The sequence below is a fragment of the Bacillus haimaensis genome, assembly GCF_048270625.1.
GTDB lineage: Bacteria > Bacillota > Bacilli > Bacillales > Bacillaceae_I > Sutcliffiella_A > Sutcliffiella_A haimaensis.
In genome coordinates, this window is record NZ_CP158164.1 from 2,963,018 (window position 1) to 2,978,300 (window position 15,283).

Below are 15,283 nucleotides of genomic sequence, written 5' to 3' on the forward strand. Positions count from 1 at the left end.
CCACCCATCGAATTGGGTGGTGCCTTTTATTTAATGTGTAGTCACGTGTTTGTTGTTCATTCCATGATCTTTGTCTTTTTCTTTTCGTCGCTCCTCCATTTTTTCTTTCAGTACACGGATTACAAATCTATCTATACCGTAGAAATGAGCCGCTGTACCTGCTGCCAGTAGAAGGATCGCTGCAGTGTAAAGGATTGGGTTCGTGCTTACAGTACCGGCCAACAGGAAGTTCAAGTTCATGAATGCTGCTGCTATCAATGCGGGTACAGTCGCTAGGCCAAGGATGAGTGCTAATCCGACTAATACTTCGCCCCATGGGATGAGAATGTTGAACAGCTCTACGTTTGGAAGTGCTACGTTTTCAAGGAATGCTGCATACCATCCTTGGACGGCTGGGTGTGCTCCCTCCGCTTTTGCAATGGCACCATGTAAGAATCCCTCAGCATCAAAGCTGCCGATTTTCGGAAGTCCTGCCTTCAACCATTGAATACCAAGCCAAACTCTCAATACTGTCCATAGAATCGCCATTTGAGGTCCTCTTAACCATTTCATAACTCATTCCTCCTAAGGGTTTTTATGTGAATATTTTCACATACACCTGTAAAAAAATATGAAGTTTGTGATTAGCCGGCTAGCTGATTGTTGCTTTAGAAAGTTTGTGAAGCTTTTCACTTACTTTCTACCTTTACTATAATCCTTTTTACCAGATCTTACAATGGGTTTGAGCAACAATTCACAAATAGTTCAAAATATTTATTTATGTTAACAAGTGTTGTCCACACTCCTGTGGATAGTGTTAATAAATTGGATAAGACCTATTATATCAATATATAATAAAATTATGTTTGTGAATAATATTTTGTGGAAAATAGCACTCCAGCCTGTTGATAATGTGGATAAATGTGTGTATATCTTATTTCCCAGCACTTCTGCTTGTTGATAACTTTAAAAAAACCTGTGAATGACCCAATTTACTTCTTTCTCCAATACTACTTTTTACCTATTTCGCAATAATTATAAATTTTCTAACTATTTTCCAGTCATACTAAAAATATATCAGCCAAACTAAGAGAGAGATTGCCCATTTTAAGGTAAAATAGAAGTATCCATTGAAAATGCAAACGGAGTGTAGCTATGAGCAGATTTATGATCGGACTAGATATCGGAACAACTACCGCAAGCGCAGTTATTTTCACCCCACAGGGCGAGGTCGTTTCGGAATATGAATGCGCCTATTCCACCTATCATCCTAAGCCCAGCTGGTCGGAGCAAAACCCTTTGGAAGTGGAGAAGGCGGCACGTGATGCCATTACCAATTCCATGAGGCAGAACAAACTCATTGCCTCTGACATTATCGGATTAAGCATATCAAGTTCCATGCATTCTTTATTATGTATAAATGAAAAAAACGAACCGATTTCACCGTTGATGATCTGGTCTGACAGCAGAAGCTATCCGCAGGCTGCCATTATGAATGAGACATATGGAAAAGGGATATATGAAAATACTGGCACACCCGTTCACCCAATGTCCCCTTTCGTCAAGCTGATCTGGATGAAGGAATCGCGGTATGTGCCCTATTATGAAGCAAGCCGATTCGCATCCATTAAAGAATATATTATATACAAATGGTGCGGACAATGGAAGGTAGATTATTCCATCGCTTCTGCAACCGGACTATTTAATATCCATACGCTGGAGTGGGACAGCGAAGCGCTGGCGATTGCAGGCGTCCACCCTACCCAGCTTTCAACTGTCGTCCCATGCACAGAGCAGGTTGGACCGTTAGCGGCAAAGGTGGCCGATGACCTGATGCTGACATCGGAAACACCCATTATCATCGGATCAAGCGGCGGTGTATTGGCCAATATCGGAATAGGAGCCATTCATGATGCTGAAACAGCACTGACAATCGGATCTAGCGGAGCGATAAGAAGATTTACAACAGAACGCAAAACAGATGATCACCAGCGCACCTTTCAATATGTTTTCACAAAAGAACATAGCATTATTGGTGGTGCTTCTAACAATGGAACTGTCGCTCTAAAATGGCTAGCAAGGCAATTTTCCACCCTCACCAAAAGAGATACTATAGAGACGTTTGACTTGGAATCACTCGCTGCCACATCAAGTGCCGGGGCGAATGGCCTTTTCTTTATGCCTTATCTCGCCGGTGAGCGGGCGCCAAAATGGAATGCCAAAGCGAAAGGCGGCTGGATTGGGCTGACTCTTTCCCATAACAGTGCCGATATGATCCGCAGCGTAATGGAAAGTGTGATTTTCAACATGTATGAGATACAGGAAGCATTGACTGAGAAAGCAGGCCCGACAAAGAAACTTCTCATCAGCGGCAGCTTTGTCCGCTCACCGCTATGGGTGCAGATGACAGCAGATATCTTTCATAAAACCGTGCTTCTGCCAAAAAGCGACCACGCAATCGCATGGGGGGCAGCGTGGCTCGGGCTCTATTCGCTCGGGAAGGTGAACTCCATGGGTGAAATCAAGCAGTACATTCCTATCCAGCAGGAGGTGCTACCTTCTGTAAAAAACGTCGTCATCTACGAGGAGCATTATCACCTTTTCAAGGAGTTGTACGTGAAAAATAAGCCATTGTTTGCGGATTTGGATCGCTTGCAGCAATAAAATCTAGCCTTTTTGCAGAATTTTGACCTGCTGAAAGGCTTTTTTGTGATTTTCTTATATGCTTAGGGAGGCTTTGTTAGGAAGGGTAGCATGTTTGATTACTATAGATATCAGCCGATTGACACCGGATATCGGCCGTTTTCATAATATATCAGTCGTTACGGTCAAGATATCAGCCGTTTTCATTGTCCGCTTTAAAAAACAAAAAACCGCATCAAACCGCCTCTATGAGACTGTTCGATACGATTTCCCCAACTTATATTATGCTCCTTCAACTTGCTCCCGCTTTTTGATACTGATTCCCGTAAATCCATAAAACACGCTGATAAACGGACTGAGGAGACAGAAGAATGCAAAAGGCAGGTATTCCCACACCGGCACTCCAAGTACTCCTGCCATGAACACGCCGCTTACTCCATAAGGGATCAAGGGATTGATGACCGTTCCAGCATCCTCTAAAACCCGTGCGAGATTCTTTTTGGAGATTCCCTGCTTTTCAAATTCCTTTTCAAAGGCATGGCCTGTCAAAATGATGGACATGTATTGCTCGCCAATCGTGACATTCACTCCGATTGCTGTTGCAACAGCCGCGACGACCAACTTTCCGGTTGATGAAATGAAGGATTTCAGCATCAGCATCACCTTGTTGATGATGCCTAGCTTCTGGATCAGTCCGCCCATGCTCAATGTCAATAGCACCAGGGAAACAGACCACATCATGCTTTGGATCCCGCCGCGGGAAAGGATGCTATCGATGCTTTCTTCTCCTATTTCACTCTTGTAGCCATTTTGCATCACATTCATGAGCTGCGTGATGGTCGTTTCAGGCTGAAGAATAAATGCCACTACTGTTCCAACAATAATACCGAGGATCATGACAAAGATCGCCGGTACTCTTATAATGGCAAGGCCAAACATGATTACTGCCGGTAGCAGGGCAAGCGGATGAACCAATCCGGCTGCTTTCAGCTTTTGTGGAAGCTCTGAAACCTCTCCCACGGCGGCTAGCTCATCGGGTTTCCCGATAAAGTTGAACAACACAACACATATAATAAACGCAGGCACCGTCGTCCACAGCATATGCTTGATATGGTCGAACAGGTCCACCTTACAGACCGCTGATGCAATATTCGTTGTATCCGACAAAGGGGACATTTTATCTCCTAGAAAAGCTCCTGAGATAATGGCACCAGCCACAATTGCCGGGTTAAAGCCCATAGCCGTACCGAGTGCGATAAACGCAACACCAATAGTCGATGCAGTCGTAAAGGCACTGCCGATACACGTCCCGATGATTGCAGTTACAATAAACACGCTTGGTAAAAAGAAATCCACCGAAATGATTTGGCTGCCGAAGAAAATGAAAGTTGGAATGGTACCGGACAGCATCCAGACCCCTATCAATATTCCAATCAGAATAAATAGGAAAATCGGAATGAGCCCTTCCTTCAGCCCGCTTTTCAATCCTTCTTCAATAAAGGCCCAGGATTGCTTCTTAATCAAAGCGTATACCATCAGCACGATGATGACCAGAAAGATGGGAATGTGCGGCTCCGCTTTAAATGTAAATAATGATATCCCGATAATAATTAAAATAAGTGCAATAATGCCGACCGCCTCAAAACGACGGATACGAAATGCTGTATGATGTTGTTCCATGATGAATCCTCCAGTTAGTATAAAAATAGTTTGTCCTACATCTATATGTTCACTCACATGATTACGCCAATAAAAAAAGCCCCTCCATCCCTCGAAAATAAGGGACGAAGAAACTCCGCGGTACCACCCTAATTAGCAAAAACACTTTGCTCACTCAGTAAAATCGATAGCTCCTGAAACTATGTACGGTAATTCATCCATCACTGGCCTAGATTCGCACTCCCCATCTAGTCTCTGCTTGCTGCCCACATGATAGACTACTAAATACAAACGCTATCTTCCTATATTCCATTGCTCTACTCGGCTCAACTAATCTCTAAAAAAAGTTCGCTAACACACTTAAACGCTTAAACGCTTTTAGGTGTTAAAGTATATGTTTAAAGATAGTATAGATTTTAGGGGTTGTCAATGGGGAATTTTAAATAGGGGCCTGACCCGCTCCGTATTAAAGCACTAAAGCAGCGTCCTCTCCGCATGCAAAATAGGTCCAGCAGCAACAACGATATCGCAAATTTCATAGGACTTTTCATCTATTTAAAGGATATGGATTGTTTATGGAGAACATAAAAGAGTGCATATTAATGGCAAAAGGAGGAATAGATTTTTGTGCTTATTTTTCGGAAGTTCATCAATAGCATCAATAAAATAAATAATGTTTTTCTTTTTTCCATGACTGTTCTGACGATCGCAATCAGCACGATCGTCATGCGGACATTGGAGCCAGACACCTTTCCAAGTTGGTTTGACTCGTTGTGGTGGGTAATGACCACGATGACAACGGTGGGATATGGGGACTTTTATCCGACTTCCATATCAGGCAGGGTGTTTGCCATGGTATTATACATAGTCGGCATCGGGATCTTGGGGGTCGTTATCGGGAAGATTGTGGATTCATTCAGTACGTTCAAACGATTGAAGGGGGAAGGGAAATTGAAGTTTAAGGGAAAGAATCATATCGTCATCATCGGCTGGTCCAAGAAGTCCGAGTATGCCATTAAGGGGATACTTGCCAAACAGAGCTGCGAGGTAGTCATCATTGATGACTTGGAAAAAGAGCCATATATTCACGACAGAGTTCACTTCATTTCTGGTGATGCGGCTACAAAATCAGTGGTCGATATGGCCAATGTGCAGGAAGCAAAATCCGTCATCATTTTTGCAGACGAAAAAATCGATAATCCCCTGCTTGTGGACGGGAAAACGATGATTTTGGCAGCGTCAGTCGAGCAGTATGCACCTAACACGAAAACCATTATTGAAGTACAAAAGGAAGAACACTTAAGAAGCTTCGCACATGTCAAAGTGGACGAATTCATCCTGTCCAATGAAGTGGTTTCCAATATGGCAGTTGATTTTTCGGCATAAAAAAAGGGCTGATTGATCAGCCCTTTTATGCTTGTAATAGTTTTTTTATGACCTTGGTGAAAAAAGCATCACAGATACTCCGATCAGACAGATACCTGCTCCGATCCAGTCGTAGAGGTCGGGGGCCTTTCTGTCAATTCCCCACCCCCATAATACGGAGAGAACGATAAATACCCCACCATATGCAGCATAGACCCGTCCGAATGTCGGAAAGGCCTGATAGGTTGCAATTATTCCATAAAGGACGAGGGCTCCGCCTCCAAAAACGGCCCAATACCACGGCTTGCCTTCCCGTAATGAGAGCCAAATCAGGTATCCTCCACCTATTTCAGCTAATCCTGCCAATAAAAATAAGATAAAGGCGCTAATCAAGTACCCACACTTCCTCTATTCTAGGTTCAAACCTTCACTAACACCGGTACCTTTACAACAAAGCTTGTCTGCTCTTCCGTGGAATGGCAATAGATCTCCCCATCATGCTTCTCGATCAGTTTTTTGCAGATATAGAGCCCTATTCCGGTTCCAAGGTCCTTTGTTGTAAAGAACGGTTCAAAGATGGCATGTATGACATCTTCTGTTATTTTCGGACCATTGTTGATAATTTTCAATTCAATATCATGTTGCACTGCCTTACATTCCACTTTAATCTCTCGTAGTTCTTTCTTTTGCTGAAGGGCATCGATGCTATTCATGATAAGATTCAAAAAGACCTGTCTGAGTTCATCCTTGTTGCCGTTGATGGTCAGCGTCGGATCGGCATCCAACTTAAGGGTAACGTCCCCACTCAATAAACTGGGATATAAAAACTCTGTCAGCTCCTGTAGCAAAAAGGACAGGTTCACTTCCTCCTTCCGGCTTTCGATCAAGTCTTTACGTGAAACGTGCAGGAATTGGGAGATTCGATAGTTTAATTGATCTAGCTCATGCTGCATGATGTCCAGATAAGGCAAATGAGGATGATCATTCTGAAGCAGCTTTGTAAATCCTATTATGGCTGTTAGGGGATTTCTGAATTCATGAACAAAGCTTGAGCTCATCTGTCCCAAAATAGTGAGGCGCTCCTTGTGAGTCTGATGGATATAGGAATCCTTTTCCTGGAGCTGCTGTTCCTTGATTTCTGTATATTTTCTCACAGTATGATAGGAAAATTCATCAAATAGCGTATTGATTCTCTCAAAAAGCGGACGCAAATCGTGGAGGTCGATTCCGGAATTTCCTACCCATTTGATAATCTCACTTTTTCCGATATTTACGTTATAGACAAACTCACTGATATTAACATTCGCCTCGACCCGTTCCCTTGCCAATTTATAGGCAAGCTGCTTCATTTCCTCATCCTTTAAAGGATCATTGAGCGCCATTTTAATAAGCTGAAACATTTGAGTCCCGTTACGAATCACTTCTTCCCGATACGGATCATCTTCGGAAATAACACTTTTTTTGCGCCAATTATGTATAAATTCTTGCGAGTTCTGTTCTAAAAATAATGTTAATTTTTCCGAAGCATCCATCATCAACCAGTCACCCTTTATTATTATTTTCTTTCTTACATCATAACAGAATTCGTGAAAAAAATAGGACTTTTGTGTGCTGCTCCCCTACTTTTCTCCTTGAAAATTTCAGGAGTTTAGAATCATGATGAATTTTTTGTAAAATTTGCAACTTTATGCTTGACGATAGAGTTCGGATATATTATTCTATATTCATAGCAGAAGAATTTTCGCTGCACTAACTATAATACTCCAAAGGGGAGTAGCTTACAGTTATGTCGACAATACGTGATTACCAATCACCGGCCTAACTGGCAACCTAAACGTTGTTTGCGAGACCTTTGCCAATATTGGTAAAGGGATAATACTGAACTTTTCAAACCTTTACCGGCATCTTGGTAAAGGTTTTTTGTCGTCTATAAGGAGGAGAAAAAAGATCTAGAAACCATCCAAAGCGGGTATCTAACTATTATTCTATCTACGATTACACTAAAGGAGAAAATGAATTAATTGACCATCGATTTGCAAAAGAGATTACTAGTTTGGTTGACATTTATTGTCACAATAAAATTATTCCTTGTTTCGATGATAACGTTGGAGGCACATAACCCGCCAAGAAACCTGTCCTTACAGAATCCTACTAGTTAAATGAACCTTGTTTTACATGATATGCAAAAAATAAACCACTATTAATGGAGGTATTTTTTATATGATAAAAAAAATGATGAGTTATATAAAAGGCGGTTCCCCAAACGTGGACCTGATCTTGAAAAAAAGTGAAATGAAGCCTGGCGAAACCGTGACCGGCGCATTCCACGTGGAAAACGGTTGGAACAGGCAAGAAATCAAAAGATTGGAATGTGACTTGGTGAAGGAATTGCAAGGAGACAAGGTGGTAACCGTTGATTCTGTCACGACCATCCTGATGTCTGAGACTATGGAAGCAAAGGAAAAGACAGAATATCCTTTTAGCTATAGGCTACCTGAAGACCTGCCTCCAACAACAGAGGGGCTCACCTATCGCTTAAATACTAGACTCGTGTTAGAGGATGATATCAAGAGAAACGACCATGATGAAATTGTCGTACTTGGCTAAAAAACAATTAGGAGGAAGATAGATGGATATTGGATTATTATTAGAATATGGATGGGTGCTGCTCATCCTGATCGGGTTGGAAGGAATTCTTGCTGCAGATAATGCGCTTGTCATTGCAACGATGGTAAAGCATCTGCCGGAGAAACAGCGGAAGAAAGCTTTGTTCTATGGATTGGCCGGTGCTTTCCTATTCCGCTTCGGATCTCTGTTCATCATTTCGTACCTGGTGCACATTTGGCAGGTGCAGGCGGTTGGGGCACTATACCTGTTAGGAATCGCCATTTACCACATTTTGAAAAAACATGTTCTACAGCCTAAGCTTATGAAAGCGGCTGGAAAGAATAAAGGATCGGGCTTCTGGATGACGGTTGTAAAAGTCGAGCTTGCAGACATCGCGTTTGCTATAGACTCCATTCTAGCTGCGGTTGCCCTTGCGGTTATGCTACCTGAAACCGGTCTTCCTACAATCGGTGGGTTGGACGGAGGCCACTTTGCTGTCATCCTTGCCGGAGGTATCATCGGACTTGTCATTATGAGATTTGCCGCCGGCTTTTTCGTTGAATTGCTCGATAAAAGGCCTGGCCTCGAAACGGCAGCCTTCTTCATCGTAGGGTGGGTAGGCGTGAAGCTTGGTATCTATGCCTTGTCCCATCCCGAGCTTGATATCCTTTCAGAAGGATTCGCCAAAGGGGCACCCTGGAAGATCACCTTCTGGTCCGTCCTGCTTCTCATCGGTGTCACCGGCTGGTTCCTGTCAAAGGAAAAGCCGAAAGACTCCGGCGAAGTCAAGCAGGTAGTTTAATCGATTATCCTATCGCTGCAATTAAATGAGGGCCAGACCCCAACCAAATGGGGTCTGGCCCTCTCTATCTATTACTTACCATGATGGAATGGACATTTCCCCTCCATCGGCTTCGAGTCATCCCCGATGAAGTACATCTTCCATTCGCGGTGGTCCGGGTCGCCGTAGTGACTGATGTTCGGGTGTTTGGGCAGTTGATCCCATTTTTCCACGCGCTCCCTCACTTTTTCACGTGACATGGCGCCTCCTTGTGATGTACCTTCCAAACCTTCAAAAATACGTCTTGGTTGAAAACCGAGAACCAGGCTGTTGCCAAGGTCCCTTGTTTTACGCTGCTTGTATGCCGGAGCGTTTCCGAACACAAAGTACGGCTCACCAGCAAAGGAAAAGGCCCATAGGTGATGATCAGGGTCAGTAGGATAATCCTTTGGCCATGGCATGTCATCCTGTTGATGCAGATATTGCAGAATATCCCAGAAATATTGACGATAATGCGGAATGGATTTTTCTTCATTTTCCGGCTCCACAAATAAAAACAGACCATGCCTGATGAGCGGTTTATCCTGATCGAATAACGAATTAAAATCCTTCAGCGTTTCAGGGAGATGCTTCCAATCATCGTGTGTAATATACGAATAACGCAGTTCCCCCTTCTTCTCTCCAGCCATCCCAAAATAGCATGGAAAGGTTTTGTCAGTTACAACTTCATGGAAATTCCTATATTCCCGAATGACCCAGTCAGGTACTAGACCCGGATCTGTCATATTTTCTTTTGTTAATAGCTTCCCTTTCGTCCCTTGAACTGCCGCTTCCATTTCATCACCTCTGGATTTAAGTTTATTCATACATACGAAAATACCCTGATGGAAAATATGCTAAACATCCATAAGCGTTCCAAATTAGATAAAGCATGTAACTTAAGGTACAATGAAATAGAGGAAAGTTTTACTAATTTTATAGATTGAAAATGGTTTATGTTTGTCTCGGACAGGGTATTAATTGTGAGGGCTATTCCATTACAGATAATAGATTACATAGATACAGTAGAGGAGAAACCATTCATGGCCATTTTAATTGTGGATGACAATCAGGTGAATCTTTTTGTCATAGAAAATATATTAAAAAGAGCCGGCTACAAGGACTATCAATCTTTCACCTCTGCCAAAGAGATGTTCGATTACTTGAAGATTGATAGTTCGGGACCATTGGAAAAGCCGGTCGATATCATTTTAATGGATATTATGATGCCGGAGATCGATGGAATTGAGGCATGTCGCAGACTCCAGCAAATACCCCATCTTAAAGACATTCCGGTTGTTTTTGTAACCGCTTTGGAGGACTCCAATAAAGTGGCAGAGGCGTTGGATGCTGGCGGGCTCGACTATGTCATGAAGCCTATCAACAAGACCGAGCTGCTCGCACGTATGCGAGTGGTGCTCCGGCTCAAGCATGAAAAGGACAAGAACAAGAAGCAAGCGGAGAAAATAAGAAACCAATTGGATCTCTCCATGCAGGTTCAAAACAGTCTGCTGAGCGAGCCTATTTTCGAGGATCACCTGACCGTCAGAGCCTCCTATATCCCAGCCTATAAGCTTGCCGGAGATATGTATTACTGGTATAAAATTGATGATTCCAAATATGCTGTGATGATATTGGATATGATGGGACATGGAATATCCGCTTCCCTTGTCTGTATGTTCATCTCTTCTGTTCTCCGTGACTCCATCCGGAATTGTGCAGATCCCGAATATGTGATGAGTGAGCTGAACCGGTGGATGTATGCACTGAATACTCGAAACCAGCAAATCCCTTATTATTTCACCGCCATTTATCTGGTAATTGATACGAAAGAGAAAACGATGGAATATGTAAATGCCGGACATCCAGCAGGATTCGCCCTGGTGGATGAGGATGAAGTTGTGGAGCTATCCAACCGGACATGTGCTGTCGGTTTTTTCGAAAAGGTAGAAATCACCAAAACGACTATATCCTACCAGCATTCCGTTCAGGTCCTTCTTTATACAGATGGTGTGGTGGAGACGATGGAAAAAGTCGGGATCAACCAGTATCCGCAGTTTCTGAAATCAGCCTCGAAGCTGTGGGATCTTCCTAATATCCAGGAGCCTATTAATCTACTTCTTTCAGAGGAGCTGCAGTCAGAAGCAGCTGATGACATGTGTGTTGTGTTTATACAGGCAAATTGACTATTACATATCCAAAAAAGCTGAGAGATAAGGGAACAAACCCTTATCTCTCAGCTTTTTTCCGATAGATTTTATCCATGGTATCAAACTCCTCAAAGCTCGGATGAACATCCGTCCTGAGGACCTCCTTGCTGCCAAGGCCAAGGAAACCGTCCGGACTCAGGCTGTCCCGGAAAAGCTCGATGACGTTAAACTGCAGGTCCAGGTTAAAGTAAATCAGGACGTTGCGGCAGACTATAATATGAAACTCGTTGAAAGAACGGTCTGTGACCAGGTTGTGCTGGGCAAAGACAATTTTACTTAACAGTTCCGGATGGAAATAGGCAAATTGATGATCGGTATGATAATACTCGGAGAAGGAATTCTTCCCCCCTGCTTGCATATAGTTTTTCGTATAAGCCTGCATTTTGGAAAGTGGGATGACGCCTTTTTTTGCCTTTTCGAGTATTTTCTCGTTCATATCGGTCGCATAGATTTTAGTTTTATGGCCGAGCCCCTCTTCCTGGAGCAGGATGGCCATGGAATAGGCCTCTTCCCCTGAGGAACAGCCTGCATGCCATACCCGGATTTCCGTCAACTCTCTTAGTCTCGGAATCACTCTTTCCCGGAATGCCAAAAAGAATGATGGATCTCGGAACATTTCGGTCACGTTGATGGAGAAGTCATCAAGCACTTTGTTCAAATAGGTTTCATGATGGATAACTTTTTCAGTAAGCTGGCTGATATTGTCCAATCCTTCAAGTCGGAGTCGGTTCTCGATTCTTCTTGTGATGGATGAAAGCATATATTTTCTAAAATCGAAGCCTGACAATTTGTAGACTGCCTGCAGAAACAACTCAAGTTCTAAATCCTCTTTGTTCACGTTTTTTCCTCCAAAAAGCTCAATTCTTGCAAAAAGGAAACGGCTACCTCATCCAAAGATTTGTAACCGTTCCCCGGTATTTATACCTTAATTTTTTGCAACCCAAACGCGCATCGCGGAAAGAAGCTGATCTAATTTCAACGGTTTGCTGATATAATCGGAAGCCCCAACTTCCAAGCACTTCTCCCGATCCCCTTTCATCGCTTTTGCAGTAAGGGCAATTATTGGAACGTCTTTATGTTTTTCCAGGTTTCGGATGGTTTTGATGGCTTTGTATCCATCCATCACCGGCATCATGATGTCCATCAATATAATGTCCACACGCTCTGTTTCATGCAGGATATCCAAACACTGCAAGCCATTTTCAGCTGTCAGGATGTTCATATCCTCTTTATTCAATGCATTGTTCAGTGCATAGACATTTCGATGGTCATCGTCCACCACAATAACCGTCTTTCCTTTCAGAATATTAGACAGGTCCTCCTCTGCCGGCATGTAGCTTTGAGCTTTGACTTCCTCCGCTCCAACTGCCATATTCAAGAGCCTGTTTTCTTCCTCTAAAAGTTCGGTGTCCGTACCTGCGGCCACTTCCTGCCAAGCTGCCTCCACTTCCTTCATCTGAGGCATTCCGTTTGGCAGGCTCGGAATAACAAGGGAGAAGGTACTTCCTTTTTCCTCTTCACTCTCCACTTGCACCACACCGCCAAGAAGAGTAGAGAATTCCTTGGAGATGGATAATCCAAGTCCAGTTCCGCCGTATTTTCTCATTGTAGCGCCATCCCCTTGATGGAACGCTTCAAAGATCAGTCCAAGCTTATCCTCGGATATTCCAATACCGGTATCAGTTACAGAGATTTTCAACCAAGTCTCTGCTTCGACTGGAACTTTTGCACGTAGCAGGTCCCTTCTGTTCGCCTTTTCAATCGATACTGTCACTTTTCCTTTTTCAGTAAACTTGAAGGCATTGGATAACAGGTTCTTCACAATCTGCTGAAGTCGCTGCTCATCCGTATAGAAAACATCCGGCAGGTTGTCCCCTTGGATTATTTCGTAGTCCAATTTCTTGTGCTTGGCGATATGAGTGAACTGAAGCTCCAAACGGTTCACAAACTCCATCACATTTACTTCACCAAACATGACCTCTAGCTTCTTCACTTCCACTTTGGAAAGATCCAAAATGTCATTGATCAGGTTCAACAGGTCCTGACCGGAAGAATTGATGACTCTTGAGAACTCTTTTTGTTCCTCTGTCAAATTCTCCTCGATGTCTTCAGCAAGCATCTCGGATAAAAGGAGAATACTGTTCAATGGTGTTCGCAGCTCATGGGACATATTTGCCAGGAACTCGGATTTATATTTGGAGCTGAGCTGCAACTGCTTCGCTTTTTCCTCAAGCTCCGTTTTCGCCTTCTGCAGGTCGGTTGATTTCTGTTCAGCATCACGTGAGCGCTCTTCCAATTGCTCATTGATCATGCGCAGTTCTTCCGCCTGTGTCTGAAGCTCCTCGGATTGCGCCTGAAGCTCCTCGGACTGGGATTGCAGCTCTTCCGTTTGTGCCTGTGATTCAAGAAGCAGACGCTCAACTTCCATTCTTCCTAATATGTTGGTAATGGCGATGCCTAATGTTTCAAGTACTTTCCTTAACAAATTCTTGTGTGTTTCGCTGAACTCCGTCAAGCTCGCCATCTCGATGACAGCAATCACCTCATTCTTTATGATGACCGGAGCAATGATGATGCTCTTAGGTTTTGTATTGCCAAGTCCGGTCGTAATTAATGAAAAGCCTTCCGGAACGTCTTCAAGCAGGATGGTCTTTTTATCCCATGCGCATTGACCTACCAGTCCTTCACGCAATTTAAATGCTTCTCCACCTACATCCTCGGCACCATCTGCATAGGTTGCCACTTTATTAAAGGTCGAATGCTTACCCTCTCCATCCGACAGATAGAAAGCGCCAAGCTTGGCATCCATTAACGGAGTCAATGTACTGATGAACTTCTCGGCAAGCGAGTCGATCGAGACATTTCGGTGATATAGATTTATGATGTCACCCGAATTCGTCTGCACCCAATTCTGTCTGCTGATTTCCTCGGTGTATTGCTTTTCTTTTACATGATAGTCCTCAATGGAGGTTGCCATCGAGTTGAATGCATTCGAGATCTCCCCTATTTCATCCTTAATCGTAGTATCCAATCTTGGCAAGGAGGAAAGGTTGTCATAGTCTATGTTCGTAATCCCGAATTTCACTTCATCCAGACGTTTGTTTGTACTGCGGATTACCCACAGTGTAGTACCAACTATCACTATCAAGGAAACGAGTACCGTTAAGAGTAGCGACCCAATGAGCATTTCATAGGTTGTATTCGCCTGTTCCAGATTGTCTTCCATAATGCCTTCCTGCAGCTCTTTGAATTCAGAAATACTCTCTAATAGAGCTTGTCTGTTTTCAAGTTGGCTACTATAAATAGCTTGAACTTCGCTGTTGGATGCCCCGGCATTAATTTGGGCAATAATGTTTCGTTCCATTTCCCAATATGCATCATAGCTGCCCTGAATCTCCGCTAAAAGCACCTTGGTATCGTTTCTATCAAGTGTAGTGCCCAGCTCTGTGATTTGCCGCCTTACTTCTGCTCTGTCATTTTCCAGGTTTGTAAGGTTTTCCTCAATATCCTCATTCTCTTCTCTATTAATCACATACAATAGCTGTCTATCCGTCTGATAGAATAGCTGTCGTATTTCAATTGCCTTACTTACCTTATAATAGCGGTCCTCAACTATCTCCAGCATGTTTGTTTTCATAGAATTGGCCATAATTAAAATTACAGATAATAGAAATACAAGAAAAAAGACCGTTATTCCTAATCCAACAAATTGCTTTTTCCTAAAGCTCACCGTAACGCCTTCTCTCATCTTTTATTTCAAGCTAATGAACATATGTATCCATGTTCCTAATATAACAGGTAATGGTTAGGGGTGCGACTTTGAATGGGTTATTTCTGCTAAGACGAGCTTTTTTAAAGAATTCTTGGTGCAAAACACCCATCATCGGCGTTATGATGAGCTTTTTCTTAGATTTCGAGACTAAAAAAACTCATCATAGGCGGCATGATGAGCTTTTTCATTGATCTCTTGGTGCAAAACACTCATCATCGGCATTATGAT

12 protein-coding genes are annotated in these 15,283 nt (G+C 43.1%); 5 read left to right on the plus strand and 7 right to left on the minus strand.

Annotated features, from left to right (window positions below; genetic code table 11):
• Nucleotides 1–30: 30 nt before the first annotated feature.
• Complete coding sequence (locus ABN702_RS15105) at nucleotides 31–552, minus strand: DoxX family protein (RefSeq protein ID WP_417897606.1); 522 nt, start codon at nucleotides 550–552, stop codon at nucleotides 31–33.
• Between the two features lie 582 nt (nucleotides 553–1,134).
• On the opposite strand from ABN702_RS15105, the gene ABN702_RS15110 reads away from it, so the two are divergent.
• Nucleotides 1,135–2,643 carry a gluconokinase gene (locus tag ABN702_RS15110; RefSeq protein ID WP_417897607.1) on the plus strand — a complete coding sequence of 503 codons (1,509 nt, stop codon included), beginning with the start codon at nucleotides 1,135–1,137 and terminating at the stop codon, nucleotides 2,641–2,643.
• Nucleotides 2,644–2,904: 261 nt separating this feature from the next.
• Here the strand turns inward: ABN702_RS15110 and nhaC are convergent, their stop codons facing one another.
• Nucleotides 2,905–4,302 carry a Na+/H+ antiporter NhaC gene (gene nhaC / locus ABN702_RS15115; RefSeq protein WP_417897608.1) on the minus strand — a complete coding sequence of 466 codons (1,398 nt, stop codon included), beginning with the start codon at nucleotides 4,300–4,302 and terminating at the stop codon, nucleotides 2,905–2,907.
• Nucleotides 4,303–4,908: 606 nt separating this feature from the next.
• On the opposite strand from nhaC, the gene ABN702_RS15120 reads away from it, so the two are divergent.
• The gene (locus tag ABN702_RS15120) at nucleotides 4,909–5,667 is read left to right on the plus strand and encodes an ion channel (RefSeq protein WP_417897609.1); all 759 of its coding nucleotides are present in this window, start codon (nucleotides 4,909–4,911) and stop codon (nucleotides 5,665–5,667) included.
• Between the two features lie 45 nt (nucleotides 5,668–5,712).
• Here ABN702_RS15120 and ABN702_RS15125 read toward each other — a convergent pair whose 3' ends face one another.
• Both ABN702_RS15125 and ABN702_RS15130 read right to left on the minus strand, forming a co-directional pair.
• Nucleotides 5,713–6,039: a YnfA family protein gene (locus ABN702_RS15125; RefSeq protein ID WP_417897610.1), complete on the minus strand. Its 327-nt coding sequence runs from the start codon at nucleotides 6,037–6,039 to the stop codon at nucleotides 5,713–5,715.
• 26 nt (nucleotides 6,040–6,065) lie between these two features.
• Nucleotides 6,066–7,181 (minus strand): histidine kinase N-terminal domain-containing protein, encoded by a 1,116-nt coding sequence (locus ABN702_RS15130; protein WP_417897611.1) that lies wholly within the window; start codon nucleotides 7,179–7,181, stop codon nucleotides 6,066–6,068.
• Nucleotides 7,182–7,866: 685 nt separating this feature from the next.
• On the opposite strand from ABN702_RS15130, the gene ABN702_RS15135 reads away from it, so the two are divergent.
• Entirely contained in the window at nucleotides 7,867–8,253 is a 387-nt protein-coding gene (locus tag ABN702_RS15135; protein WP_417897612.1) for a sporulation protein, read from the plus strand.
• A gap of 22 nt (nucleotides 8,254–8,275) precedes the next feature.
• Nucleotides 8,276–9,055, plus strand: a complete 780-nt coding sequence (locus ABN702_RS15140; RefSeq protein WP_417897613.1) for a TerC family protein — start codon at nucleotides 8,276–8,278, stop codon at nucleotides 9,053–9,055.
• A gap of 71 nt (nucleotides 9,056–9,126) precedes the next feature.
• Here the strand turns inward: ABN702_RS15140 and ABN702_RS15145 are convergent, their stop codons facing one another.
• Nucleotides 9,127–9,870, minus strand: coding sequence for a YqcI/YcgG family protein (locus ABN702_RS15145; RefSeq protein ID WP_417900928.1), 744 nt, complete (start codon nucleotides 9,868–9,870; stop codon nucleotides 9,127–9,129).
• 246 nt (nucleotides 9,871–10,116) lie between these two features.
• Between ABN702_RS15145 and ABN702_RS15150 the strand changes: the two genes are divergently transcribed.
• Nucleotides 10,117–11,259 (plus strand): SpoIIE family protein phosphatase, encoded by a 1,143-nt coding sequence (locus ABN702_RS15150; protein ID WP_417897614.1) that lies wholly within the window; start codon nucleotides 10,117–10,119, stop codon nucleotides 11,257–11,259.
• Nucleotides 11,260–11,302: 43 nt separating this feature from the next.
• On the opposite strand, the gene ABN702_RS15155 is transcribed toward ABN702_RS15150, so the two are convergent.
• Entirely contained in the window at nucleotides 11,303–12,121 is an 819-nt protein-coding gene (locus tag ABN702_RS15155) for a CheR family methyltransferase (protein WP_417897615.1), read from the minus strand.
• An 87-nt stretch (nucleotides 12,122–12,208) separates the two neighbouring features.
• On the minus strand, nucleotides 12,209–15,013 hold the full coding sequence (locus tag ABN702_RS15160) for a response regulator (RefSeq protein ID WP_417897616.1): 2,805 nt from the start codon (nucleotides 15,011–15,013) through the stop codon (nucleotides 12,209–12,211).
• Nucleotides 15,014–15,283 lie beyond the last annotated feature (270 nt).